Consider the following 24,860-nt stretch of genomic DNA (forward strand, 5'->3'; position numbering starts at 1 on the left):
CATGGGACGATCGCGAGGATCGGGATCGAAGGAACCGGCTCATACGGCGCGGGGTTGCAACGACATCTGCAAGCCCATAACGTCACCGTGATCGAAGTCGCACGCCAGAACCGTCAAGAACGTCGCGCTCGAGGCAAGTCAGATCCGATCGATGCGATCAACGCCGCCCGCGCCACACTCAGCGAAACAGCAACCACGGTCCCGAAAGATCGGGACGGGTGAATCGCCCCGGGTTTAGTGGAGGGCGAGTTCTCCCAGCGCCGGCTGGCTCTGGGGGTTGATCTCACGGTAGTACTCGTTCTCCTTCTCGATGGGTGTGAGGTATCCGATCGATGAGTGCAGCCGGTTCTCGTTGAACCAGTGCACCCAGGAGAGCGTCGCGAGTTCAAGCTCGTCGGCGGTGCGGAATGGGCCGTCGATCTTCACGCACTCGGTCTTGTAAAGCCCCACGACGCTCTCTGCGAGGGCGTTGTCATACGAGTCGCCGACGGTCCCGATCGACGCGATCGCGCCGACGTCAGCGAGCCGCTCCGCGTAGCGAATCGCGGTGTATTGCGACCCGGCGTCCGAATGTTGAATGACGCCGGTGACGTCCTCACCCGCCCGATCACGCACCCAGAGCGCCATCTCGAGCGCGTCCAACGGCAACGCGGTCGGCATCCGGTCCATCGTCCGCCAGCCCACGATCCGACGCGAGAACACGTCGGTGACGAACGCGGTGAATGCCATCCCGGACCACGTCGGAACATACGTGAAGTCGACCACCCAGAGCTCGTTGGGGCGGTCCGCGGTGAAGTCGCGCTTCACGTGATCCGGCGGGCGCGTCGACGAAGGTTCTGGGCGCGTCGTGACGAACTGCTTGCCGCGTCGGATGCCGCGCAGCCCTTGCTGCCGCATCAGCCGTTCGACCGTGCAGCGAGCCACCACGATCCCTTCACGTCGCAGCAACCGCCAGACTTTGCGGGCACCGCTGATCCCTCGACCGAGCTTGCGGTCCCAGAACACCCGCTCGATCTGCACGACCAACTCCGCGTCGCTCTCCGCCCGCGCTGAGAGCGGGCGTTTCTTGAACGCGTAGTAACCGGACGGGGCGATCGGCACGGCATGCTCGGTCAGCACGCGGCAGATCGGCTCGACCCCGAACCGGTCACGATGATCGTCGATGAACTGAACTACCACGGCAGTCGCGGGTCGAGCTCCCGCGCGAAGAACGAGGATGCCGCCAACAAGATCTCGTTCGCACGCTTCAGCTCCCGCACTTCGGCCTCGAGCGCCTTGATGCGCTGCGCTTCGCTCGTCGTAGTCCCGGGACGCTCGCCCGCGTCGATCGCGGCCTGCTTGCACCAGCCCCGCAACGTGTCGGCATTCACCCCAACACGCTGCCCGATCCGGATCACTGCCGCGTTCAACGACAACTCCGGATCCTCTTTCCTGGCCTCAGCGACAAGCCGCATCGCACGCTCACGAAGCTCCGGCGGATACTTCCTCGGTGCTGGCATGATCATCATCCTCTCGGGGAATCAGACCCTCCACGAGACCCGGGGCGATTCACCCGGCGGTCACGTCTACATCGACAAACCACCCCCGGCCATCCACTTCGTCCCGAACACGGATCCACCCCCGTTCTAGGCGTCCCGGTCACTGAGCGTGTCGAAGTGACCCTCCGGGCGGCTCTGTCTGCTTCCGGGAAGGCACGGCGGGCGGCACTGCCCCGGGCTGCCGCTTCCGGCGAAACACCCCTGCGGCGACGACGAACCCCTCGCCAGGGGGTGCTTCGTCGCGCGAGAGGTGTTTCGGCACTGACTGGTCTACGTCGGGAGCGCCGGGCGGCTGAGCCGCGCCCGGTAGCCTGAACGAATGGCTGACGTGGTGGGGCTCATCGCTGAGGTCTTCACGTGGATCGGCGCGCTCGGTGCGATCGGCCTGGCATTTCTCGCCCTCGTCGCACGCATCGCGGACGGGAGCTGGGCTCCCACCCGCGCCGTCGTGGAGCACACCGACGAGGGTTCGGTCGTGCGGTGGTTCGACGATCAGGGGGCGATCAACGAGGCCGCGCTGACCGCGCACGACCTGGAGAGCATCGGTCAGAGGGACATGGCCGACATCGAGTACCGCGTGGGATGGCACAACCGCATGCGACTGTCGAAGGGGTCGCCCCTGGTCCGTGCGCTCGTGCGCCTGACCTTCCTGATGGTCGGTGTGGCGGCGCTCGCCTTCGCGGCGGGCTGGATCGCGCTGATCATCGAGGGATGAGCGGACGCGTGCCAAGCTGGGGTGGTGAAGACCATCCAGCTGCGCACGTACACGATCGTCGACGGAGAGTTCGACGCCTTCCTCGAGTGGTGGAAGGAATGGATGCCCCGGGTGCGGCCCGCTGCCGGGTTCGCGATCGAGTTCGCCTACGCGGTGCGCGAGTCGAACCAGTTCGTGTGGGCTGTGAGCGTCGAGGGCGATGAGGCGGCTTTCCTCGAGCTCGAGAGCAGCTACATGGCATCTCAGGGTCGTGCCGAGGCATTCGCGGGTGTGCCGCAGCGTGTCGCGGTGAGCAAGGTGGGCTTCGTGGAGGCCCTGGCCTGAGTCCCCGCCGGAGAAGTACTCGGCGCTACGCTCGGGGGATGACCAAGGCGCTGTTCATCGTCGATGTCCAGAACGACTTCACCGAGGGGGGTGCCCTCGGCGTGGACGGGGGTGACGCCGTCGCCGCGAAGATCTCGGAGTATCTCGACGCGCACGGTGACGACTATGACCTGATCGTCGCTTCGCGCGACTGGCACGATCCGCATAACGACAACGGCGGACACTTCCACACCGAGCCCGACTACATCGACACCTGGCCGGTGCACTGCGTATCCGGCACAGCGGGTGCCGAATACGATCCCGAGTTCGACACCTCGCGGGTTACTCACCACGTCAAGAAGGGCCAGGGCATCCCGGCCTACTCGCTCTACGAGGGGACGACCGACGACGGGAGCCGCGTCGCCGAACTCATCGAGGCGCACGGGGTGACCGAGGTGGATGTCGCAGGGCTCGCGACCGACTACTGCGTGCGGGCCTCGGCGCTCGACGCGATCGCGCACGGACGTCGGGTACGGATCCTGACCGACCTTGTCGCCGGCGTCGCACAGGAGACGAGCGCAGCCGCCCTCACCGAGCTGCAGCGCGCCGGAGCCGAACTGGCGTGAGTGCGGACACCCGCACGCCCGCGGCCGGAAGGCGACGCCGCATTCTCTGGATCATGACCGCCTTCGTTACGATCGCGGTGGTCTACGTGGGCGTCATCGCGCTGTATGCCGGTAGCGGTCAGGTGTCCGAGACCGAAGAAGAGCCACCCGACGTGGATGTGCTCCTGCACATCGAACCGAGTGCGGTGCAGGCGGCTAGCGGCCGGATAACCCTGAACATCGACCTCGCAGATGCCCCCGACTTCGAGTCCGAGAACGGGATCGGTGTCGATCAGACCATCAAGGTCCTGGTGACGGGGGCGGCCGGTTCTCGCGTGATCGAGTTTCCTGCGGACGACGTGCCGTCACCCGTGAGTGTGGATCTGCTCGCCGACGGGGTCATCGAGCAGTGGCCCTTCGATACGCACACGTCGCTCACGACGCTGCTCGCCTACGTGGAAACCGATGGCGGGCCCCAAGCGCTCCGGACCGGCGCCGAAGCGGCGGGACGCGTGCCGGGCTGGAACATTCAGACCCGTGAGGTCGATGTCGGCGCGGAAGCCGAATTCGACGACGGCCGGCGGTACCCGGTTCCCGCGATCGAGATCACCGCGACGCGGTCGGGTAGCACGATTGCGTTCGGCGCGGTGCTGCTCGGGCTCATGATCGTGATGCCGGTGCTCGTGCTGAGCGTCGCGATCACCGTCTATCGCGGGCGACGCCGCGTCGAGGCATCCTTCATGAGCTGGATGGGTGCGATGCTGTTCGCGACCATTCCGCTGCGCACCTTCTTGCCCGGTTCGCCGCCGATCGGATCGTGGATCGACTTCCTGATCGTGCTCTGGGTGATCGTCGGACTCATCGGAGGGCTCGCGATCTACGTCGCGGCGTGGTTCCGCTGGTCACCACGCCAGGACGCTCACTAGCTTGCCGGCTCACTAGCTTGCCGGCTTGCCGCGTCAGCCGGCCTGCCGCGTCAGTCGGCGTGGCGCTCGAGGAACGAATAGACCTCGGAGTCGTCCACGCCGGGGAAGGCACCACGGGGGAGCGGGGAGAACATCTGCATGTGCACGCGCGCCGAGGGCCATGACTTGCCCTCCCACCGGTCGGCGATCTCGGGGGCCGGGCGCCGACAGCACGCGTCGTCGGGGCAGGTCGAAACGGCGCGGCTCGCCGTCTCGCGCCCGCGGAACCAGCGGGCGTCGTCGAAGGGCACGCCGACGGTGATCGAGAACTCGCCGTCGGTGGTGTTTCCCGTCTGCGTCGAGCACCAGAACGTGCCGGCGGGCGTGTCCGTGTACTGGTAGTGCTCGGTCGCGCGGTTCTGCTGGTCGAATGCGCCGCGCGCCGAGAACTTGCGGCACACGATCTGACCTTCGACCGAACCCGTAACGTCCATCGGCAGGGGAAGTCCGTCGTTCTCGTACACGCGCTGGAGAGATCCGGTGTGACCCACCCGCAAGAAGTGCAGCGAAATGCCGAGATGCTTGGTGACAAGGTTCGTCAGGCGCATTCCGGCGGCCTCATGCGTCACCCCGAACGCGTCACGAAAGTCCTCGACGGCCAGGTTCCGATCCTTTTTGGCCTGCTGCAGGAACGCGACCGCGGCCGTCTCGGGCATGAGGCAGCACGCCGCGAAGTAGTTGATCTCGAGGCGCTGCTGCAAGAAGTCCGCGTAGTCCGTCGGCCGGGTGTGACCGAGCAGGCGGTGGGCCATGGCCTGCAACGCCATCGACCGCAGGCCGTGGCCTCCCGGAATCGACGCGGGAGGCAGGTAGATCCGTCCGTGCTCGAGATCGGTGATCGATCGGGTCGAGCTCGGCAGATCGTTGACGTAGATCAGCTCGAAGCCGAGCCGTTCGGCCATGATGCTGACCGTGCGGTGCGTCAGGGCGCCGGTGACATGCCCCGCCGCCTTGAGCTGCCTCTCGGCGAGGCGTTCGATGTCGGGCAGGTAATTGTCGTGCTCGCGCATCCGCAGGCGCAGCTCGGTGTTGGCACGCCGCGCCTCTTCCGGCGTCGCGATGGCCTCACGTTCGCGTCGCTGGAGTTCCCGATGGAGCCCCAACAGCGACTCGATCGTCTCATCCGACATCGTCTTCGCCACCCGCACCGGAGCAACTCCGAGGCGACGGAAGGCGGGGCTGGCCTGTGCGCGTTCGAGTTCGATCTCCAGTGCCGCTCGACGGTTGGGGGGCTCGCCGGAGATCAGGTCCGACACTTCGGTGTCGGTCGCTGCAGCGACGGCCTGCAACAGCGAGAGCTTCGGCTCGCGCTTTCCGTTCTCCACCAGGCTCAGCTGGCTGCCGGCGACCCCCACCAGAGCGCCGAGCTCATCCAGCGTCAGCCCTTTCCGCAGCCGGTGATGCCGAATGCGGTGACCGAGGGTCGTGAGTTCGAGAGCGGAGCCGACCATTCCTTGAGTATAGGGAAAGAATCGGGTTTCTTTCGACCGCAAACTTTGGCAAATCGTGGCACGAGCGCGGTCAAATGGAGGAGAGCCGAGAAAGTAGGAGCGCATCGTGGCACTTGCCGAATCCCTGAGCACCCGCATCGCCGTCCCCCGTCGCGTGACCGACTTCGGGCAGCGTCCCGCCGACGAGGCCGGCCTGACCGAGCTGCTCGCCTGGGTAGACGAGGTCGCCGCGCTGACGCAGCCCGCCCGCGTGCACTGGATCGATGGATCGCGTGCCGAGAACGAGGCACTGCTGCGCCAGATGGTCGACGACGGCACGCTCATCCGCCTGAACCCCGAGTGGCGCCCGGGGTCGTACCTCGCGCGTTCGCACCCGAAGGACGTCGCCCGCACCGAGGGTCGCACGTTCATCGCATCCGACCGCGAAGAGGACGCCGGCCCCACCAACAACTGGGCCGACCCGACCGAGATGCGCGGCACGATGTCGCAGATCTTCGCCGGCAGCATGCGCGGCCGCACGATGTACGTCGTCCCGTTCTCGATGGGCGCCGTCGGTGGCCCGCTCTCGCACATCGGCGTGCAGATCACGGACAGCCCCTACGCCGTCACCAGCATCGGCATCATGACGCGCGTCGGCGCCGACGTGACCGACCTGATCGCGAACGGAGCGCCGTGGGTGCGCACCGTCCACTCCGTGGGTGCACCGCTCGCGCCCGGCGAGAAGGATGTCGCGTGGCCGTGCAATGACGAGAAGTACATCGTCCACTTTCCCGACACCCTCGAGGTCTGGTCGTACGGATCGGGGTACGGCGGCAACGCCATCCTCGCCAAGAAATGCTTCGCGTTGCGGATCGCCTCGGTCATCGGACGCGACGAAGGATGGCTCGCCGAGCACATGCTGCTCATCCGCGTCATCGACCCGCAGGGCCGGAAGTACCACATCGCCGCGGCCTTCCCCTCGGCGTGCGGCAAGACGAACCTGGCGATGCTCCGCCCGACCATTCCCGGCTGGCGCGTCGAAACCCTCGGCGACGACATCGCGTGGATCCGCCCCGGCGAGGATGGACGACTCTGGGCGATCAACCCCGAGGCCGGATTCTTCGGCGTCGCACCCGGCACGGGCGAGTCGACGAACGTCACGGCGGTCGAGACCCTCTGGGGCAACACGATCTTCACGAACGTCGCGCTCCGACCCGACGGTGATGTCTGGTGGGAGGGCCTGACCGATGAGGCCCCGCCGCACCTGACCGACTGGGAGGGCAACCCGTGGACACCGGCATCCGGTCGTCCCGCCGCACACCCGAACTCCCGGTTCACGGTGAGTGCCGGTCAGTGCCCGCAGATCGCACCGGACTGGGATGCCGCCGAGGGTGTGCCTCTCGACGCGATCCTGTTCGGTGGACGACGTGCCACCAACGTGCCGCTGGTCGTCGAAGCGACCGACTGGACGCACGGCGTCTTCATCGGCTCGAACATCTCGTCCGAGCGCACGGCAGCCGCCGAAGGAACCCTCGGCGAGCTGCGCCGCGATCCCTTCGCCATGCTGCCCTTCTGCGGCTACAACATGGCGGACTACTTCGGCCACTGGTTGAAGGTCGGCCAGAAGCTGCGGTTCGATCGTGCCCCGCGCATCTTCCAGGTCAACTGGTTCCGCCGCGGCTCGGACGGCCGGTTCCTGTGGCCCGGCTTCGGCGACAACTCGCGCGTCATCGAGTGGGTCGTCCGTCGCATCCAGGGTGACGTCGGCGCCGTCGACAGCCCGATCGGCCGACTCCCGCGCATCGAGGACCTGAACCTCGACGGTATCGATGTACCCGAGGCGGACCTCGAAGAGCTCTTCTCGGTGGACCCGGCGACGTGGCAGGCCGAGGCCGACAATACCGAGGCCTTCTACGCGACGTTCGAGGGTCGGGTACCCGCGGCCCTGCAGTCCGAGCTGTCGGCCCTGCGGTACCGCCTCCGCACCTGACGCCCGTAACGAAACGACGCAACATGCCGTGCGACCCCCCGGTGGCGCGGCATGTTGCGTCCGTTCGCGTTCGCAGCCGTGCGACCGCGCGAGCGCGTCACACGAGGAGCTGGTGCTTCGCGAGCTCGCGGTAGAGCGGCGTTGAAGCGACCAGCTCGGAGTGGGTGCCCTGACCGACGACGCGGCCCTGGTCGAGCACCACGATCAGGTCGCTGTCGACGACCGTCGAGAGGCGGTGCGCGATCACGAGCAGCGTCCGGCCTGTGGCGACGGCATCGATGGCGTCCCGCATCCGCTGCTCGTTGACCCCGTCGAGCGATGACGTCGACTCGTCCAGCAGCAGGATCGGGGGAGCGGACAGCAGGGCTCGCGCGATGGCGAGCCGTTGGCGCTCTCCACCCGAGAGCATCACGCCGTCCTCGCCCACGGGTGCCTGGAGCCCGAGCGGGCTGCGCTCGAGCACATCGCCGAGGTTCACGGCACGCAACACCGCTTCGCACTCGGCGTCGCTCGCATCGGGCGAGGCCAGCCGCAGGTTGTCGGCGATCGTGCCGGCCAGCGTCGGAGCATCCTGTTCGACGTATCCGAATCGGGCGCGCAGCTCGTCGCGCGGAAGGGTGCGGATGTCCGCTCCGTCGAGCTCGATCGACCCGGCGGTGGGGTCGTAGAACCGCTCGAGCAGCGACAGGACGGTGCTCTTTCCGGCGCCGCTCGGCCCGACGAGGGCGACGCGTGAGCCGTGAGGCACGTCGAACGAGACGCCGCGGAGCACCTCGCGCGCGGTCTCCTGTTCGGCCTCGTGCTCGGCCTCGCTTGTGAACGCGGCGCTTTCCTGCGCGGGCTTTTCGAGGTGGACCTCTTCGAGCAGGCTCCGGGCGGCCGCCGCGGCGGCGGCACGGGCCGCGACCACGTCGTCCGGGTAGCGGAAGTGCACGTCGCGGAAGGCCAGGGCTGGGGCGGGAACCGAGCTGGAGGACCCGGATGCCGAGACGTCCGCGGACCGCACGCGCGCGGCGACCCCGGCAGCGAGAGTGGCGTCTTCCTGGTCCTCGGTCGGCAGGTCGAGCACCTCTTGGATGCGCCCGAGGGCACCGAGTGCCTGGTTCACGCTCGTGATCGCACCGAACGTCGAGCCGAGCGGACCGATCAGCATGAAGAGGAAGATGATGAACGTCACGAGGCTCGCGATGCCGATCGCTCCGGATGCGACGCGGAAGCCGCCGACGCCGAGCACGACGAGCAGCGAAACCTGCAGCGCGATGCCGGCGATCGGCACGACGAGGGCCGAGACCTTGGCGATCCGCACTCCCACGCCGTAGGCCTCGGTGGCGAGCGACGATACCTGCGCGACCTCGCGCTCGGTCGCGCCCGAGGCGCGCACGGTGCGGATCGACCCGACGGCGCGCTCGACGCCCGAGGCGAGTTCGCCCACCTTGACCTGCTGCTCGGTGGAGGCGGTGCGGATGCGTCCGCTCAGCAGCACGACGACGGTCACCGATACTCCGATCACCACGACGATCAGCGCGAGCAGAAGCGGATCGATGATCGCCATCGCGATGAGCGCGCCCACGAAGATGAGCGCGCTGCCGATGGCGTCCGCGAGGCCCTGCGTCAGGACGGCGTAGAGCAGGGTCGTATCGGTGCCGACGCGCGAGACGAGGTCGCCCGTGCGCCGGGCGTCGAACTCGCTGATGGGCAGGTGCAGGATGCGTGAGATCAGCTTGCGGCGGCTCGAGTAGACGACCGCCGTTCCCGTGCGCTGCAGCAGGTAGTGCTGGTAGCCCGAGATGATCGACGACACGATGACGAATCCCACGAGCAGCCAGACGAGCGCGCCGAGAGAGACCTCGGTCTGCACGCGCTCGATGATCTGGCCCACAAGGAGCGGCTGGACCAGGGTCGCGCCTGCGCCGAGCACGCTGAGGATCGCGACGACGATCAGCACCCGCTTGTGTTCGAAGAGGAAGGGGAGGAGCTGGCGCATCGTCGCGCGTGGGCCCTCGGGCTCGGATCGGCGGCCGCGACCACGGGTGCGGGTGGTGTCGGACATGGTCTACCTCGTGTTGATTGCGCTGAAGGGACGGGGACGGGACGTTGCGGCTCGCGCTACCTTCGACCGTACTTCTTGTGCGGTACTCCGACCTCCCCCCAGCGACCGAGATTGGCGCGAATGTCGGCGCCAATCTGCGCACGTGCGGTACTGTCGAGGCACTGTTGTGAACAAGCATGTCGTGAACCAGCATGTCGTGAACCAGCTTTGCGGCGACAGGGTCGTCGCCGCCGAAGAACAGGAGGTCGGTCGTGGTTTCTGTTGCAGCCGCGGTCGAACCCGCGCCGGGTAGGCGTCCCGATCTCACCCAGCAGATCCGTGAGGCCATCCTGGGCGGTGAGTTCGCCCCGCATCAGCGTCTGATCGAGGCCGACATCAGCGAGCGGTTCGATGCCACCCGTGCGGCAGTCCGCACGGCCCTGCTCAACCTGACCGGGGAGGGGCTCGTCGAGCGACTGCCCAACCGCGGCGCCCGTGTACGGGCCATCAGCGTTCAGGAGGCCGTCGAGATCGTCGAGGTGCGGATGGGCCTCGAGGCCCTCTGCGCGCGAAAAGCAGCGGAGCGGCTGACGGACGAAGATGCCGAGCAGCTCAGAGCTCTGCGCGAGCGCATCCGCGCCGCTGTGGCCGGTGGTGATCTCGTCGAGTACGCGCGTCTGAATCAAGAGATGGATCGGCGCATCCGGGACATCAGCGGCCACGACACCGCCCGGCAACTGCTGGAGCGTCTGCGGGCGCAATCCGCGCGGCACCAGTTTCGTCTGGCTTTCCACCCCGGCAGGGCGGCCGAGTCCGCGCCCGAGCACGTGGCGATCATCGACGCGGTGCTGGCGCGCGACGCGGATGCCGCGGAGGCGGCCACCCGGGCGCACCTCGAGGGCATCGTGGGTGTGCTCCGCCGCCTCGACTGAAGCACCACACACACCGCACACAAACAGAAACGGCCCGGTCGATTTCCCGACCGGGCCGTTCTGTTTGCCGAAGCGGTGGAGTTATCCGAAGGTCTCGGCCGTCGCGTAGCCCGCGCCGTTGTACTTCTGGACCGTGACACCCGAGATAGCGGGCTGTCCGTCCTCCGTCGTGTCGATCGACGCACCCTCGAGCATCAGGGGAGCGGTGAAGTCGGTGATCGTGCGCAGCTGCTCCATGAAGTCCTCACGCGTCGGCTCGGTCATCTTGGCGAAGACCTGCTCGAGCGTCGCGCCGATCTGGTAGCTCCACACGCAGTGCGGGAACGCCGGGACATCCGGGTAGTCCGCGTACTCCGCGAGGTTCGACAGGAAGGCCGCGCCTTCTTCGCTGTCCGCGAAGGTCGGAGAGGCAGCAGACTGCGCGAACGCCACCGTGTAGATGCCGGGGAAGGCCACGGCGTTACCGGGCGTGAGGATCGCGCCCGGGCTCGAGGTGTTCGAGGGCAGGAACCAGCTGGGCAGCCAGCCGAGCTCCTGCGTCTTGAGCAGCGACGAGATGACGAGCGGGGTGATCGACATGGCGTTGAAGAACACGTCCGCGTCGGTGGCCGCGAGCTCGGTGAGCTGCGCGTTGACGTCGGTGTCGGTCGCCTCGTAGGTCAGCTCGTCGACGATCTCGATGTTGTCGGCGCCCTCGATGGCCTCCTTGAAGCCCTCGACGTAGCCCTCGCCATAGTCGTCGTTCTGAGCCAGGATGGCGACCTTGTGGTCTTCGCTCGAGCTGGCGAGCAGTTCGCCGAACGCGGCGCCCTCGTTCTGGTAGATCGGCACGAACCCGAGCTGCCAGGGGCTCTCTTCCGTGTTGCTGAAGATCGGGTCGCCCGTCTGGATCAGCACCTGGGGAACCTCGTCCGCGATCGCCGCTTCGCGATAGGCGCGGTTGGTCGGTGTGCCGAGCCCCGACGTCATCAGGAAGGCGCTGCTCTCGAGCTGCTGGAAGTTGGCGAGCGCCTTCTGCGGGTCGTAGGCGTCATCGAGCGCATCGATCTCGACCGTGCGGGTCATGCCATCGCCGAACTCGATGCCGCCTTCGGCGTTCTTCGCGCCGAACCAGGCCGTGATCCCGGCGACCGTGCAGGTGCCGGGGCCGGCCGTCGCGCCGCTCAGGGGGGTGGTGATACCGAGTGTGATGCTCGTGTCGGTGATTCCGGGGCTGGCCTCGACGGGTCCATCGCTGGATCCGCCTCCGTCGCCTCCGCGGGAGCATCCGGCGGCCAGGACGGCGACGATGCCGATTCCCGCCACGACCGAGGTGATCCGCGCCTTGTTACGAAGCGTGCTCATGTCACGTTCCTCTTTTCTTCTGACTGTGATTGTTGTGGTGCGGGGGAGGGGGATTGGGTACCCGGGGCGGCTGGATCGCCCGGGCGATGGCCGCCGCGGCGGCGGCGCCAGAGGCGGGGGAGCGAGACGAGCCCGCCGGGGAGGATGAAGAGGATCAGCAGCAGGAGCGCGCCCTGGAGGGCCGCGGTCAGGTTCGGATCGATCAGGTTCGTCAGCTGGGGTCCGAGCACGTAGTACGCGCCGCCCAGGAGCGACCCGATGATGCTTCCCGCTCCGCCGATGACCATCGAGGCGAGCAGGGTAATGGAGTGTCCGAAGCTCATCGTCTCGGGGGACGTGTACTGCACGACCACCATGTAGAGGAAGCCGGCGACGCCGCCGATCAGCGACGCGATCGTGAACGCGAGCACCTTGTAGCGGTAGGGCGAGATACCCATCGACGATGCCACGGCCTCGTTGCTCTTCACGATTCCGAACGCCCGGCCGTACTTGCCGCGGACGAGGTTGCGGGTGAGAAGGAACGTCGCCGCCCCGATGACGATGACGATGTAGAGCTGCCACTGGTCGTCGAACAGGCCGGTCCATTCCGGAGCATCGGAGAATCGTGCGGACGTTCCCTGCGAACCACCGGTGAACTCCGACAGCCGCTTGGCAAGCGGTACTCCGACGATCGGCAGAGCGATCGTGACCATCGCGATGGCCAGTCCGCCGAGCCGGGCCGCAGCCAGGGCGACGAGGAGACCCGCGATGCCGGGGATGAGGACGGCGAGCACGAAGATCAGGATGATGTTCCAGTCGTTGTTCACCCCATAGGCGGTCACGTAGGCGCCGACGCCCACGAAGAAGATCTGGCCCAGAGACACCTGGCCGGTGTAGCCCATCACCACGTTCAACCCGAGCACCGCGACGGCGAAGACGCCGATGCGGGCGACCGTCTGGTTGGCGAATTCCGGCAGGATCAGCGGAGCCACCGCGAGGATGACCACGACGAGCAGGATGCCGCCCCACCGGACCCACGTGTTGTTCTTCAGACTCGCTGCTTGCGCCATCACACTCGCACCACATCTTTCCGGCCGAAGAGGCCCTGGGGGCGGACGATCAGGACGACGAAGATCAGGATGAACGGCACCGCGATCTTCAGGTCGTAACCGATGAACGGCACATACACGGCCGCAAGGTTCTCGAGGATGCCGATCGCCCACGCGGCGATCACGACACCGATCGGGCTGGACATGCCGCCGAGGATGACGGCGGCGAGAGCGTAGACGAGCGCGGTGTCCATCATTCCGGGGGTGAGTGTCAGCTGGGGTGCGATGAGCGCGCCCGCCACCGCGCCGAGCACGGCCGCCAGGCCCCAGCCGGTCATGAGGAGCCGGCCGACGGGCAGGCCCGAGAACGACGCCGACTGGGGATTGCTCGCAACGGCACGCAGCGCCAGTCCCAGCTTGGTGCGCAGGAACAGCAGCTGAAGCAGCAGCATGATGCCGACGATCACGAGTGTGGTGCCGATGGAGCGGACACTCACGACGGCGCCGAGCACACTGATGCTGTCGAGCGGGAACAGCGAGGGGAACTGGAGGTTGTTGTAGCTCCAGATCCACCCGCAGATGCCGGTGATGAGGGTGAGCAGACCCACGGTGACGACGATGGCGGTGTCGGGCTCACCGCCCTCGAATCGGCGCATGACGAATCGTTCGATGATCGCTCCGAGCGCGAACGACAGGATGACCGAGAAGATGATCGCGACGATCAACGGCAGTCCGAGCTGCAGGAACGCGTAGGCCAGGTAGGCCGACAGCACGGCCATCCCGCCCTGTGCGAAGTTGATCAGCCCGGTCGCCTGGTTGACGAGCACGATGGCCAGCGCGAGCGCCGCGTAGATCGAGCCGACCGACAGGCCGTCGATGACGAGTTGGACGAAGGTACCCATCACTCACCCTCCCAGGTAGGCGCGGCGGATCTCGTCCATGCCCTTGAGCTCGGCCGATGTTCCGGTGAGGACGTTCCTGCCGGTCTCGAGCACGGTGGCCGATTCGACGAGGCTGAATGCGAGGTTGGCGTTCTGCTCGACGACGAGCATCGCGATGCCGGACTCGCGGCGCAGGCGCCCGATCGCGTCGTAGACGTTGCGAGCGGTGCTCGGGGCGAGCCCGAGCGACGCCTCGTCGAGCAGCAGCAGCCGTGGCCGGGCCATGAATGCCCGCCCGACGGCGAGCATCTGCTGCTCACCGCCCGAGAGTGCCGCGGCGTGCGATCCGATGCGGTCCTTCAGCTGCGGAAACAGATCCAGACAGTAGTCGATGTCTTCCGCGATCGCCTTGCGGTCCTTCCGCAGGTACGACCCGACGCGCAGGTTGTCGCGCACGGAGAGCTGCCCGAGCGTGCCGCGTCCCTCAGGAACATGTGCGATTCCGAGGGCTGCGACCTGGTCGGGGCGCATGCCGCTGATCTCGCGCCCGTCGAATCGGATGCTGCCGCCCGTGCGGACGACCCCGGTGATCGCGCGGAGCGTCGTGGTCTTGCCCGCACCGTTGGCGCCCAGGATGCCGACCGCGCCGCCGTCGGGCACGCTGAGCGACACGCCCTCCAGCACCTGGACGGACCCGTACGACGCCGTGACGTCGACAAGCTCAAGCAGCGTCATCCGCGGGCTCCTTTCCGATGTAGGCCTCGATGACCCGGGGGTCCGACTGCGCTTCGGCGGCCGTACCCTCCATGAGCTTGCGACCGTGGTCGAGTACGACGACCCGATCGGTCAGCGCCGAGATCAGGCCCATGTGGTGCTCGACGATGATGACCGTGATGTCCTCTTCGTCGCGCAGGCGCCGGATCGTGGCGATGAACTGCTCGACCTCGCCGTGGGAGAGCCCGGCGGCCGGTTCGTCGAGGAGCAGGAGTCGCGGACGCGAAATCAGCGCCCGGCAGAGCTCAACGCCCTTGTGGAGCCCGTGGGAGAGCTCGTCCGCGGGCAGGTCCGCGGCCCAGCCGAGTCCATTGCGCTCGAGCAGCGCACGCGCCTCGGTGCGCAGGTCGCGCTCTGCCCGAGGGCTGGGCGGGAGCCGCAGGGACCACGCGACGGGACCACCCGGGAGGCGCGAGTGGCCACCGAGCAGGACGTTCTCGAGCACGCTCGAGTGAAGCTGAAGCGCGGGGTGCTGGAATGTGCGAGCCAGACCGAGCGCCGCGAGGCTCGACGGCCGGGTACCGAGGATCTCGGTATCGTCGATCTTGATCGAGCCGGACGTGGGACGGTAGTGCCCGCTGATGCAGTTGAACAGTGAAGTCTTTCCGGCACCGTTCGGGCCCACCAGTCCGAAGATCTGGCCGGGCTCCACGGTGAACCCGACGTCTTCGAGAACGCGTACACCACCGAAGCGTAGATTCACCTCGTTCAAGGTCAGCTGAGCTGCCATCGCTACCGTCCTTGTCGTCGCACCATTGCACTGCGCGGGTCGGGCCCCGCCTGAGGGACGTTACGGATGCGCCTGCGGATTGTCAACGATCTTGGTGTGAGTCCTGCATCCTGTGTCGTGATCGTGATTCTTTCCGATGGAATCCGGGTGGCGCGCGGGGAGTTCTGTTGAACGGAAACGGCGTCGAGGTTCTCCGTCGAGTCGTGTCACCATGAGTTTCCGCTCCCCAGGAAGGTCGAAGATGACATCCGAATCCCTCGCCCAAGCGATCACCCGCGCCGGCGGCGCCGTCGAACTGCTGCGCAACCAGAACTGGCCCGCGTTCACGTTCCCCGTCGCTCCCGAGTTCACCAACTGGCGTGACGAGCAGCGCGCGTGGAACACGACGGTCGCCCTCATGGACCAGTCCCACCACATGACGCAGCTCTTCCTCGGCGGCACCGACCTGATCCCGCTGCTCGAGTCGATCTCTCCCAACACGTTCGCCACCTTCCGGCCGGGCATCGCGAAGCAGCTGATCTCGGTCAACCAGGACGGCTACCTGATCGGTGACGGCATCCTGTTCTACAACTCCGAGGAGCGCGAGGGGCTGGTGCTGATCGGGCACCACCTGCTGATCGACTGGGTGCGATTCAACGTCGAAAAGGCCGAGGCCGCGGGCAAGGACGTGCATCACCGCCTCGAGGGCAACTCGCACATGCGCCAGGGCCCGCCGACCTTCTATCGCTACGAGCTGCAGGGGCCCGCGGCCAACGAGGTCATGGAGAAGCTGTTCGGCGGCCCGGTGCCCGAGGTCAAGTTCTTCCACATCGGAGACTTCACGATCGCGGGCCGTGCCGTCAAGGGCCTGCGCCACGGCATGGCGGGCCAGCCCGGGTTCGAATTCTTCGGGCCCTGGGACGACAACCAGGTCGTGCTCGACGCGATCCTCGAGGCCGGCGCGGAGTTCGGCATCCGCCGCGTCGGGGCCAAGGCCTACTCGGCCACGCCGCTCGAGGCGGGGTGGGTGCCCACGCCCTTCCCGGCGATCTTCGACGACGACCTGGCCGAGTACCGCGAATGGTTGCCCGCGGACCGGGCCGGATCGATCGCCGGGTCGCTCTTCTCGGACGACATCCACGACTACTACATGACGCCCTACGACCTGGGTCTCGGCCGCTCGGTGCGCTTCGACCACGACTTCCACGGCCGCGCCGCGCTCGAGCGCCACAAAGAGACCCAGAAGCGCCATAAGGTCACGCTGCTCTGGAATGCGGAGGATGTCGCGGATGTCGTCCGCTCGCAGGTCGAGCCGGGGATCCCCGCCAAGTTCCTCGACTTCCCGAAGGGGCGCTACGGCCTGTACCAGATGGACGAGGTGCGCCAGGACGACAAGCCGGTCGGCATCTCGACCGACGCCGGGTATGTCGCGTACGACCAGCTGTACATGTCGCTCGCGACGCTCGACGTCGACATCGCCGACGGATCCGTCGTCGAGGTGGTCTGGGGCGAGGATCCGATCTCGCAGAAGCACTCGGTCGATGCCGAGCACCGCCAGGTGCGGATTCGGGCGACCGTGGCGCCGGCACCCTTCCACGACTGGGCCCGCACGGTGTACCGCGCGAACGACTGACCCTCGACCTCCCACTCGAACGCGCGTCGCGCGATCCGTCGGCTAGCATGGCGCCCGACATCCCTCGGGATGCGTCGAGGAGGATGCCATGGCTCGCGGATCCGCGGGGGAGTCGGTGCTGCACAAGCACCTGCGCATCCTGGAGTCGTTCGACGCGTGGCATCCGTTTCTCACCCTGACCGAGATCGCGGATGCCACAGGGCTCGCGCCGTCGAGCGCGCACCGTCTGATCGCCGAGCTCGAGCGCGAGGGACTCCTCGAGCGGCAGCCCGACCGAACGTATCGCCTCGGCGTGCGGCTCTGGGAGTTCGCGAGCCGCACGCCGGGCGCGGTCGGTCTGCGCGAGATCGCGCGGCCCTGGCTCGGGGCGGTCCACGAGCGCGTCCGCCAGCACGTTCAGCTCGGGGTGCGCGCGGGTCGCGATGTGCTGTTCATCGAGCGGATGTCGGCTCAGGACGCCGTGCTGAACGCGACCCTGATCGGAGGACGCATCCCGCTCTTCGCTTCGTCCAGCGGCCTCGTCCTCGCCGCCTACGGTGATCCGTCCGTCGTCGAGGACGTCATCGCCGGGGGGCTCCGCGCCTACACGGATCGGACCATCGTCGATCCGGACGAGCTCCGCCGCGAAGTCCGGCACGTGCGCGCGGAAGGCTACGCCGTCACCGCGGGGCACATCCATACCGAGTCGACAGGGATCGCCGTGCCCGTGAAGGGGCCGGACGGCTCGGTGTATGCGGCGCTCGGCGTGGTCGTGCCGAACGATGGAGCTTCTCCGCAGTCGTTGATCGACCTGTTGCGCCGCGCCGCGGTCGGCGTTTCGCACGACCTCGCGCAGGCCTACCTTCCGGACGAGGGAGACGGATCCCGGGGCATCCGCTCTCTCGTGGGATCCTCGCGACGCTCGATCGAGTACCTGGAACGGCTCGCGCACGACCCGCACGATCCGCCCGCACCGCCGCGGGTATCGTGACGGGCAACGTGACGCCACGGGTATCGTGACGGGTGTCATGACGAGAATCGCGATCATCGGCCTGGGTGAAGCCGGCCGGCTCTACGCGGCGGGGCTTGCCGGGGCCGGCGCCGAGGTGCGGGGCTTCGACCCCTACCAGGACACACGCACGACACGCGGTCCCGTGGTCGACCAGCGCGACGAACTGGCCGATGGCATCGACGGCGCGGATATCGTGCTGAGTCTGGTCGGCGCGTCGGCGGCCGTCGACGTTGCGATCGAGACCCTCCCGCTTCTCGACGCACAGACGATCTACGCCGACCTCAACACGACCGCGCCGGAGACCAAGCAGCAGATCGCGCAGCGGGCTGAGCGCACCGGGGTGCGGATGGTCGACGTGGCCGTGCTCGCACCGGTTCCGCGCGACGGCCACCGCACCGCGCTTCTCGCGAGCGGCGACGGCGCCGAAGGCTTTGTGGCGCTCATGGCGCCGTTCGGAATGCCGCTCACGGTGGTGCCGGGCGCGGCCGGGGAAGCGGCGCGCATGAAGCTGCTGCGGAGCATCTTCATGAAGGGGCTCGCGGCGCTCGTGATCGAGAGTCTGGGGGCCGCGCGGGTATCCGGTTCCGAGGGCTGGTTGCGTGACCGCATAGCGCAAGAGCTCGGCGAGGGTGGTGCAGCGCTCGTGGAGCGGCTCGTCTCCGGCTCCTACGAGCACGCGTCGCGCCGTGAACAAGAGGTGCGAGCGTCACTCGCCGAACTCGAGGCATCCGGTCAACCCGCCGATATGACGCGGGCGACTCTCGCATGGTTCGAGCGGATCCTGGGCGAACGAGACTGAGCCCCCGGCGCTTCACTCCACGTCGCGTTCAGCCGCCACGCTCTCCTTCAGCCGACGCATGTCGACCTTGCCGTGCGGTGTGCGTTCGAGGCTCCTGCGGACGAAGACGTTGCGCGGCTTCTTGTAGCCGGCCAGACGCGTGCCCACGTGATCGCGCAGCTGCTCGGTGTCCACTGTCGCGCCCGGCGCGGGCACGACGACGGCTGTCACGACCTCGCCGAAGCGGGCGTCGGGCATGCCGAAGACCACGGCGTCCGCGACGGATGCGTGGGTCAGCAGTGCTTCTTCCACCTCGACCGGGTAGACCTTCTCGCCTCCGGTGTTCACGACGGCGCTGCCACGACCCAGCAGCTCGACGGCTCCCTCGGGCAGCACGCGCACCCAGTCGCCGGGCACGACGTGACGCACCCCGCGGATCTCGGGAAAGGTCGCACGCGTCTTCTCTTCATCGCCCAGGTAGCCGCGGGGCAGGGTTCCCCGGAACGCGAGGATGCCGCGGGCTCCGACGGTGTGCTGCACCTCGTGCTGCTGCTCGTCCAACACGACGGCGCCCGGCATGAGCCGGAATGTGCCCGGCACATCCTCGGCCGATGTCGTGACATTCACGGCGAAGGGCCCGCCCTCGGTCGCCGCCAGCAGGTCGATGATCGATGTGAGCCCGAGATCGTGCAGGCGACGTTTGGCCGCGTCTCCGAAGCGCATCCCCGAACTGATCGCCGACGAGACGCGCCCGAGCCGGGTGATGCCTGCCTGCTCCGCGGCGGCGGCGAGCGGCAGGGCGATCGCGTCACCCGCCACGATCAGCCGCGTGACGCCCTCGTCGATGCTCAGGCGCACCGCGTCGTCGGCGTCGAGGCGGGGGGAGGAGGTGACGACGACCGTGCCGCCGAGGATCAAGGTGTTGATGGAGGTGAAGAGCGCCGTGCCGTGCATGAACGGGGCGAGTGGCAGGGTGACGACGCGGGGTGTCTCGGAGGAGAGGGCGATGTCGACGGCCTGCGTCATATCGGTCGGTGGGCGGACACCGACCGAGTCGTAGATCGAGTACAACTGGACGTCCAGGATGTCCTCCGCGCCCCAGAGCACCGCCTTCGGTCGGCCCGTGGTGCCGCCCGTATAGAGGCGCAACTCGCCGCCGGGCGGCGGCGTCTCGGGCAACCGCCCGCCGGGGGTCGCGATGACATCGGCGTAGCTCGTCGCCCCGGAGAGCACGGGCCCCGTGCCCGCCGGGGCGCTGCCCTGACCCACGTCGTCGATTTCGATGAGCGCGGGAGGGATGGTGCACAGCAGCACGGCCTCCGCGACGACATCGGCGAGCGAGGCCGGGTAGAGCAGGGCGCCCGCGCTGCTGTCGTTGAGCAGCCCGGCGACCTCGGCGGGACGGAACCGGTAGTTGATGGGCGTCGGAGCGATCCCCGTCGCGAAGCCGGTGTAGAACGCGACGAGATACTCGGGGCGGTTGTAGAGCAGGATCCCGAGGCCGTCGCCCGGGCCGAGGCCCCGTTCGGTCAGATGGTGCGCGAGGGACCCCGCTGCATCCGTGAGCTGTCGATAACTGATGCGCTCGTCGCGGGCGACGATCGCGGTGCGGTCCGGCATGGTGCGTCCGAGCGCCTGCCAGACGTCGCTGTAGTACCCCTTCATCGTCATGCGCTTCAGGAGAGGTCCGGCGGACCAGATGTCTGGGCCAGCGCGGACAGATCGTCTCGCCATGCCGCATCGATTCCCTCGGCGCTCCAGCCGCCGTCGTGGTCGAGCGTGCGAAGCGCTGACGGGTGCGCATACAGGGTAAGTCGGTCGCCGCCGATCCCGATCGCCTGGCCCGTCACGTGTGCCGATCGCTCGGAGGCGAGCCAGACCAGCAGCGGCGCGACGTCCTCGGGTGTACCCAGGGCGTGGCCGCTTCGGAATTCGCGGGGGATCTCGCCCGTCTCGAGGAAGTCCTCATAGACCTGGGTGTACGCGGGGATCGTCGCCGTCATCGGCGACAGCGCTGTGGGGATCACGGCGTTCGCGGTGATCCCGGCGCGCGCGAGTTCGAGCGACCAGGTGCGTGCCATCGCGACGAGGCCCGCCTTCACCGCGGCGTAATTCGTCTGTCCGAAGCTGCCGAACTGGCCCGCGGGTGACCCGATCACGACGATCCGTCCGCCGTCCCCCTGCTCGCGCATGGCGATCGCGGCCGCGCGACCGCAGGTGAAGGTGCCGCGCAGGTGTGTGTCGACGACGGCGTCGAAGTCCTCGTCCGCCATCTTCCACACAACGCGGTCGCGCAGCACACCCGCGTTGGCGATCAAGACGTCCAGGCGCCCGAATTGCGTGAGCGCCGCGTCGACGAGCGCCTCGGCGGTACTCGCAGGACCGACGGGCGCGACCACGGCGACGGCTCGTCCGCCCGTGCTGGTGATGGCGGCCACCGTCTCGGCCGCCGTCACGGCGTCCACATCGTTGACGACGACGGCAGCACCCGCGTCTGCAAGCGCGAGGGCATAGGCGCGCCCGAGGCTTCGACCGCTGCCGGTGACGATCGCGACACGTCCATCCAGGCGGACGGCTTCGGTAGATGGCGTCATGGCTTCTCCTTTGAGCATGAGCGTGGACCCGCGCGACTTCGCAACGATTCATATTCAGGATAACTGAAACTCATGACCGGGACGAAGCGACCCGAACGCGCTACCCTGAACCGCGGCGAGAGGAGGAGCGCGTGGAGAGCAGTCGTGGACTCGTCTACATCATCAAACAACTCGACCTGGCTCTGCGTCCACGGTTGTTCGAGGCCTGCGCGGCGGCCGGGATGACCGCGGCCCAGTACACGGCGATGACGGTGCTCGCCAGGCGGCCCGGAATCACGAGCTCGGAACTCGCGCGGCGCTCGTTCGTTCGCGCGCAGACCATGGCCGCGACGATGGACCCGCTGTTCGAAGCAGGGTTCGTCCGACGCGAAAGCGATCCGCTTCACCGTCGCCGCATCCTGCTCTTCCTGACCGGAAGCGGCGCGGAGGCCGTTGCGGGTCTGACGCCGCAGGTCGAGGCGCTCGAGGATCTTCTGGTGTCGGATCTGTCGGATAGTGAGCGCGAGCAGTTCGGCGATTATCTGCGCCGGGCGCGGAACGCACTCGATCGGGCAGGGCATCGTGTGCCCGTCCCGCCGGAAACGGATCTTGCTCCGGCTGACCCGTGAACATCTCACGTGTTGCGTGAGTATGCCAATACGGCGAGCGCCTCGAGGAAGCGCTCCCTCTCCGATGCGGGCACAGGCTCCAGCAGCCGTTCTTGTATCTGCATGACCGGCTTGAAAGTCGACTCCGCCGTCTCTCTCCCGGTCGTCGTCAACGTCAGAAGCCTCAGGCGGCGATCGAACGGGTCATTCTCTCGCTCGACCCATCCTCTCCGTGCGAGGCGGGCGATGATGTCGGCGGCCGTGGACTTGTCGAGCGCCGCTCGCTCACCCAGGTTGCGCTGACTGATACCGGGATGTTGCGCGAGCGTCTGAACGGCGGCGAACTGGGGCCCGGTTATCGTCTGCCCGAACGTTTCGGTCCAGAGAGCCGTGTGCATCTGCTGTGCGCGGCGCAGCAGCGCTCCGGGCGCGTCGCTCCGTAGCGTCGAGATCGGGCTCACAACGAACGCTGCCCAGTTTCGCGGATCCAACGAAGCTATCTGGCGCAACCCGGACACAAGATGTGGTCGCTGCGCCATCGGTACGATTTCGAGCAGCCGATCTTGCACGGACTGGGCGATGCTCGTCAAGCGATCGAGCGTAGCTCCGACGCCCGGCGCGAGTGTCAACACATTGCGGCGGGCGTCTTGGGGGTCGCCCTCGCGGACGATCCATGCCCGGTCCGTCAGCCGAGCCACGACGTCCGCCACGGAGGACTTGTCGAGGGAGACGAGCTGCCCGAGGCGATGCTGGTCGATCCGCGGGTGCGCGGCGAGCGCGGTGAGCACGGCATATTGCGGACTGGTCAGATCCGTTCCGAACGATTCCGTCCAGATCGCGGTATGGACCTGCTGAGCGCGTCGCAGAAGATGGCCACAGATCGCGTGCATCGGGACGCCCCCGAGGGGCGCTCCACCATCGGCGGGATGCGAGTCGACCATCGCCGCCCATCATGTCACGAACGGGAATGCGCCTCGTCCCCTGTGTCAGGTTCCCGGATGGCGGGCCGTCCCGATCGATGTGGTGGGTTGTGCGGTGAGGAACCCGGCGAAGAAGTCCGTCAGTTCGGCGCGGGCGTCGAGGGGAAGGACGTGAGCGACGTACTGATCGGGTCGCACGATGACAAGCGCTCCCGCATCGGCGATCCCACGCTCGGCGAATATGTCGCGCTTCGGATGCTTTGCCCACGCCTTCTCCCAGTCCTGGAGATGCAACGGGCCCGTGCGCGGGATCAGCGCTGCGGGAAGGCGGGTTACGTCGATTTCGTGGTGCCCGGATCGGAAGACGCCGTGCACATCGATGACCGCGTCGAGGTCGTCCGCGTCCGCGGCGAAAACCCGCAAGGGCGAGTCCGGAGCGTCGGACAGCCACGAAGCGGTGCTCAGGAGTTCCGCATCGTCACCCGAAGCGAATGCGTAGATTCGCCATCGTCCGTCGGCTCGATGAGCGTGCCCGAGCTCCATCGGCTTGGCGTCGGCGAGACGCACGACAGGGGTCGAGTGGAATCTCGTACCGATGACGAAGCCAGAGGCCAGTGACTGGTACTGGCTCGTGCCCGTCAGCGTCGAGGGTTGATAGGTCGTGGCGAGTCCGGCGGTGTACCGGCCCTGCCGGGCGAACTCGTCTCGCAGTTCGGTCGCCGTCACGCCGCCTTCCTCGGGGTGATCCGGGTCGAATGTCGGCTGCGCGACGAACGCCGACCAGAACCGATCGAACTCGATCAGGTCCTTGGCCACGGATTGGCGCTCGGCCGAGTACGTCCGAAGAAGCTCGACGGGGGAGCGCCCCTGCAAGACCGCGGCGAGCTTCCAGCCCAGATTGAAGGCATCCTGCATCGACACGTTCATGCCCTGTCCGGCCTTTGCTGAATGGGTGTGGCACGCGTCACCCGCGATGAACACGCTCGGCTCGGGCGCGGTATCGGCGTTGTCGAAACGATCGCTGAGTCGTTGGCCGACCTCGTAGACGGAAGACCAGGCGACCGAGCGGACGGCTATGGAATAGGGATGCAGGATCGAGTTGGTGACGGCGGTGAGCTGCTCGACCGTGGTCTGCCGAACGCGGCTGTCTCCGGCGGGTACGGCGCCGAGATCAACGTAGCAGCGCACCATGTTCCCACCCTCGCGGGGGATCATGATGAGGCTGCCGCGCCCCGCGGACTGGATCACGTTCTTCGTGCGCCAATCCGGAAAGTCGGTCGTGGCCAGCACATCCATCACGCCCCAGGCATGGTTGGCGGCGTCACCCTTCAGTTCGAGGCCGATCGCCTGACGGACGGAGCTGCGGGCCCCGTCGCAACCGACGACGTATCGGGCGCGGATCGTGAACTCGCTCTCGCCCGTTGTGTCGGCTCGACGCAGCCGCACCTCGACCGGATAGTCGCCGTCGAGAACCGTCAGGTCCACGAATTCGATGCCGTAATCCGGAACCAGCTTGCTGGCCGAGGACTCCATGTGATCGAGCAGGTACTCCTGCATGCGTGCTTGGTTCACGATGACGTGCGGGAACTCACTGAGTCCCTCGGGGGTGTCGTCGACCCATCCCGTGCGAACGATGCGCGAGCGGTCCTCATCAGATGGCCCCCAGAAGCGCGTTTCGTTGACCCAGTAGGCCTCGCGCACGAGAGCCTCGGCAAGACCGAAGCTCTGGAACATCTCGACCGTGCGGCATGCGACTCCATCTGCCTGCCCGACCTGTAGGGGGCCGTTCCGGCGCTCGACGATTCGGGTGTCGATGTCGGGGAAGGCCGCCAGTTGGGCGCCCAGGACGCAGCCGGCGGGACCGGTTCCGACGATCAGCACATCGACCTCGCTGGGCATGTCGACGGATCGGGTGAGTCCGTAGCCCCGGGCCGGAAGCTCGTCGGGATCGCCGGGCCGATACCCGTCACGGTAGAACTGCATGTCATATCTCCTTCGATGCGCGGCAGCGTCGATCATGAAAGATCGTCCGTATACGTACAATATCACCGTATACCCACCTTGTGCACGACCGTGCTCGTTCGGAGCATCCGCGTCACGAGGCGGTCATGACG

At 67.5% G+C, this 24,860-nt stretch carries 23 protein-coding genes, 1 pseudogene and 1 other annotated feature; of the genes and pseudogenes, 12 read left to right on the forward strand and 12 right to left on the reverse strand.

All coding sequences use genetic code 11. The annotated features are described in order from the left end of the window. A pseudogene (locus ACIQ0W_RS10595) lies at positions 1-219 on the forward strand (IS110 family transposase); the annotation flags it as partial. Between the two features lie 15 nt (positions 220-234). Here the strand turns inward: ACIQ0W_RS10595 and ACIQ0W_RS10600 are convergent. After that, a protein-coding gene (locus ACIQ0W_RS10600; RefSeq protein ID WP_396642744.1) for an IS3 family transposase occupies positions 235-1,499 on the reverse strand; the annotation gives its coding sequence in 2 pieces (ribosomal slippage) (positions 235-1,208 and positions 1,208-1,499; 1,266 coding nt in all). After that, positions 1,087-1,215 (reverse strand) — a sequence feature (AL1L pseudoknot). Its footprint overlaps the gene before it by 129 nt. Between ACIQ0W_RS10600 and ACIQ0W_RS10605 the strand changes: the two genes are divergently transcribed. From ACIQ0W_RS10605 to ACIQ0W_RS10625, 5 genes are all read left to right on the forward strand, one after another. Then, the gene (locus ACIQ0W_RS10605; protein ID WP_396642745.1) at positions 1,498-1,629 is read left to right on the forward strand and encodes a hypothetical protein; all 132 of its coding nucleotides are present in this window, start codon (positions 1,498-1,500) and stop codon (positions 1,627-1,629) included. The genes ACIQ0W_RS10600 and ACIQ0W_RS10605 overlap by 2 nt on opposite strands. 228 nt (positions 1,630-1,857) lie before the next feature. Then, positions 1,858-2,253: a hypothetical protein gene (locus ACIQ0W_RS10610; RefSeq protein ID WP_396642747.1), complete on the forward strand. Its 396-nt coding sequence runs from the start codon at positions 1,858-1,860 to the stop codon at positions 2,251-2,253. A 24-nt stretch (positions 2,254-2,277) separates the two neighbouring features. Continuing rightward, complete coding sequence (locus tag ACIQ0W_RS10615; RefSeq protein ID WP_396642748.1) at positions 2,278-2,577, forward strand: hypothetical protein; 300 nt, start codon at positions 2,278-2,280, stop codon at positions 2,575-2,577. Between the two features lie 38 nt (positions 2,578-2,615). Next, a complete protein-coding gene (locus ACIQ0W_RS10620; protein ID WP_396642749.1) occupies positions 2,616-3,182 on the forward strand; it encodes an isochorismatase family protein in 567 nt (188 codons plus the stop codon). A 53-nt stretch (positions 3,183-3,235) separates the two neighbouring features. After that, positions 3,236-4,087 carry a DUF4436 family protein gene (locus ACIQ0W_RS10625; protein ID WP_396642750.1) on the forward strand — a complete coding sequence of 284 codons (852 nt, stop codon included), beginning with the start codon at positions 3,236-3,238 and terminating at the stop codon, positions 4,085-4,087. Between the two features lie 50 nt (positions 4,088-4,137). On the opposite strand, the gene ACIQ0W_RS10630 is transcribed toward ACIQ0W_RS10625, so the two are convergent. After that, positions 4,138-5,577, reverse strand: coding sequence for a helix-turn-helix domain-containing protein (locus ACIQ0W_RS10630; protein WP_396642751.1), 1,440 nt, complete (start codon positions 5,575-5,577; stop codon positions 4,138-4,140). Positions 5,578-5,731: 154 nt separating this feature from the next. Between ACIQ0W_RS10630 and ACIQ0W_RS10635 the strand changes: the two genes are divergently transcribed. Further along, positions 5,732-7,546, forward strand: coding sequence for a phosphoenolpyruvate carboxykinase (GTP) (locus tag ACIQ0W_RS10635; protein WP_396642837.1), 1,815 nt, complete (start codon positions 5,732-5,734; stop codon positions 7,544-7,546). Positions 7,547-7,643: 97 nt separating this feature from the next. Here the strand turns inward: ACIQ0W_RS10635 and ACIQ0W_RS10640 are convergent, their stop codons facing one another. After that, entirely contained in the window at positions 7,644-9,596 is a 1,953-nt protein-coding gene (locus tag ACIQ0W_RS10640) for an ABC transporter ATP-binding protein (RefSeq protein ID WP_396642753.1), read from the reverse strand. A gap of 251 nt (positions 9,597-9,847) precedes the next feature. On the opposite strand from ACIQ0W_RS10640, the gene ACIQ0W_RS10645 reads away from it, so the two are divergent. Then, complete coding sequence (locus ACIQ0W_RS10645; RefSeq protein WP_396642754.1) at positions 9,848-10,507, forward strand: GntR family transcriptional regulator; 660 nt, start codon at positions 9,848-9,850, stop codon at positions 10,505-10,507. Positions 10,508-10,588: 81 nt separating this feature from the next. On the opposite strand, the gene ACIQ0W_RS10650 is transcribed toward ACIQ0W_RS10645, so the two are convergent. From ACIQ0W_RS10650 to ACIQ0W_RS10670, 5 genes are read right to left on the reverse strand one after another with little or no spacing between them, the layout of a single operon-like run. Further along, positions 10,589-11,851 (reverse strand): ABC transporter substrate-binding protein, encoded by a 1,263-nt coding sequence (locus ACIQ0W_RS10650; protein WP_396642755.1) that lies wholly within the window; start codon positions 11,849-11,851, stop codon positions 10,589-10,591. Further along, a complete protein-coding gene (locus tag ACIQ0W_RS10655) occupies positions 11,848-12,900 on the reverse strand; it encodes a branched-chain amino acid ABC transporter permease (RefSeq protein ID WP_396642756.1) in 1,053 nt (350 codons plus the stop codon). The genes ACIQ0W_RS10650 and ACIQ0W_RS10655 overlap by 4 nt, the downstream gene beginning before the upstream one ends. Further along, positions 12,900-13,781 (reverse strand): branched-chain amino acid ABC transporter permease, encoded by an 882-nt coding sequence (locus ACIQ0W_RS10660; protein ID WP_396642757.1) that lies wholly within the window; start codon positions 13,779-13,781, stop codon positions 12,900-12,902. The genes ACIQ0W_RS10655 and ACIQ0W_RS10660 overlap by 1 nt, the downstream gene beginning before the upstream one ends. A 3-nt stretch (positions 13,782-13,784) precedes the next feature. Then, on the reverse strand, positions 13,785-14,495 hold the full coding sequence (locus ACIQ0W_RS10665) for an ABC transporter ATP-binding protein (protein ID WP_396642758.1): 711 nt from the start codon (positions 14,493-14,495) through the stop codon (positions 13,785-13,787). Further along, positions 14,482-15,264 (reverse strand): ABC transporter ATP-binding protein, encoded by a 783-nt coding sequence (locus ACIQ0W_RS10670; protein WP_396642759.1) that lies wholly within the window; start codon positions 15,262-15,264, stop codon positions 14,482-14,484. The genes ACIQ0W_RS10665 and ACIQ0W_RS10670 overlap by 14 nt, the downstream gene beginning before the upstream one ends. 241 nt (positions 15,265-15,505) lie before the next feature. On the opposite strand from ACIQ0W_RS10670, the gene ACIQ0W_RS10675 reads away from it, so the two are divergent. The 3 genes from ACIQ0W_RS10675 (at position 15,506) to ACIQ0W_RS10685 (ending at position 18,666) form a co-directional block, all read left to right on the forward strand. Continuing rightward, positions 15,506-16,876 (forward strand): aminomethyl transferase family protein, encoded by a 1,371-nt coding sequence (locus ACIQ0W_RS10675; protein WP_396642760.1) that lies wholly within the window; start codon positions 15,506-15,508, stop codon positions 16,874-16,876. Positions 16,877-16,964: 88 nt separating this feature from the next. Next, positions 16,965-17,846, forward strand: coding sequence for an IclR family transcriptional regulator (locus ACIQ0W_RS10680; protein WP_396642762.1), 882 nt, complete (start codon positions 16,965-16,967; stop codon positions 17,844-17,846). A 37-nt stretch (positions 17,847-17,883) separates the two neighbouring features. Continuing rightward, on the forward strand, positions 17,884-18,666 hold the full coding sequence (locus ACIQ0W_RS10685; protein ID WP_396642763.1) for an NAD(P)-binding domain-containing protein: 783 nt from the start codon (positions 17,884-17,886) through the stop codon (positions 18,664-18,666). A 12-nt stretch (positions 18,667-18,678) separates the two neighbouring features. On the opposite strand, the gene ACIQ0W_RS10690 is transcribed toward ACIQ0W_RS10685, so the two are convergent. Both ACIQ0W_RS10690 and ACIQ0W_RS10695 read right to left on the reverse strand, forming a co-directional pair. Next, positions 18,679-20,316: an AMP-binding protein gene (locus tag ACIQ0W_RS10690; protein ID WP_396642765.1), complete on the reverse strand. Its 1,638-nt coding sequence runs from the start codon at positions 20,314-20,316 to the stop codon at positions 18,679-18,681. A gap of 5 nt (positions 20,317-20,321) precedes the next feature. Further along, complete coding sequence (locus ACIQ0W_RS10695) at positions 20,322-21,239, reverse strand: SDR family NAD(P)-dependent oxidoreductase (RefSeq protein ID WP_396642766.1); 918 nt, start codon at positions 21,237-21,239, stop codon at positions 20,322-20,324. Between the two features lie 131 nt (positions 21,240-21,370). Between ACIQ0W_RS10695 and ACIQ0W_RS10700 the strand changes: the two genes are divergently transcribed. Then, on the forward strand, positions 21,371-21,847 hold the full coding sequence (locus ACIQ0W_RS10700) for a MarR family winged helix-turn-helix transcriptional regulator (RefSeq protein ID WP_396642768.1): 477 nt from the start codon (positions 21,371-21,373) through the stop codon (positions 21,845-21,847). Positions 21,848-21,852: 5 nt separating this feature from the next. Here the strand turns inward: ACIQ0W_RS10700 and ACIQ0W_RS10705 are convergent, their stop codons facing one another. Continuing rightward, complete coding sequence (locus ACIQ0W_RS10705; protein WP_396642769.1) at positions 21,853-22,767, reverse strand: MarR family winged helix-turn-helix transcriptional regulator; 915 nt, start codon at positions 22,765-22,767, stop codon at positions 21,853-21,855. 45 nt (positions 22,768-22,812) lie between these two features. Continuing rightward, a complete protein-coding gene (locus ACIQ0W_RS10710; protein ID WP_396642770.1) occupies positions 22,813-24,729 on the reverse strand; it encodes an FAD-dependent monooxygenase in 1,917 nt (638 codons plus the stop codon). Between the last annotated feature and the right edge of the window lie 131 nt (positions 24,730-24,860).

Source organism: Microbacterium sp., assembly GCF_044340635.1.
GTDB lineage: Bacteria > Actinomycetota > Actinomycetes > Actinomycetales > Microbacteriaceae > Microbacterium.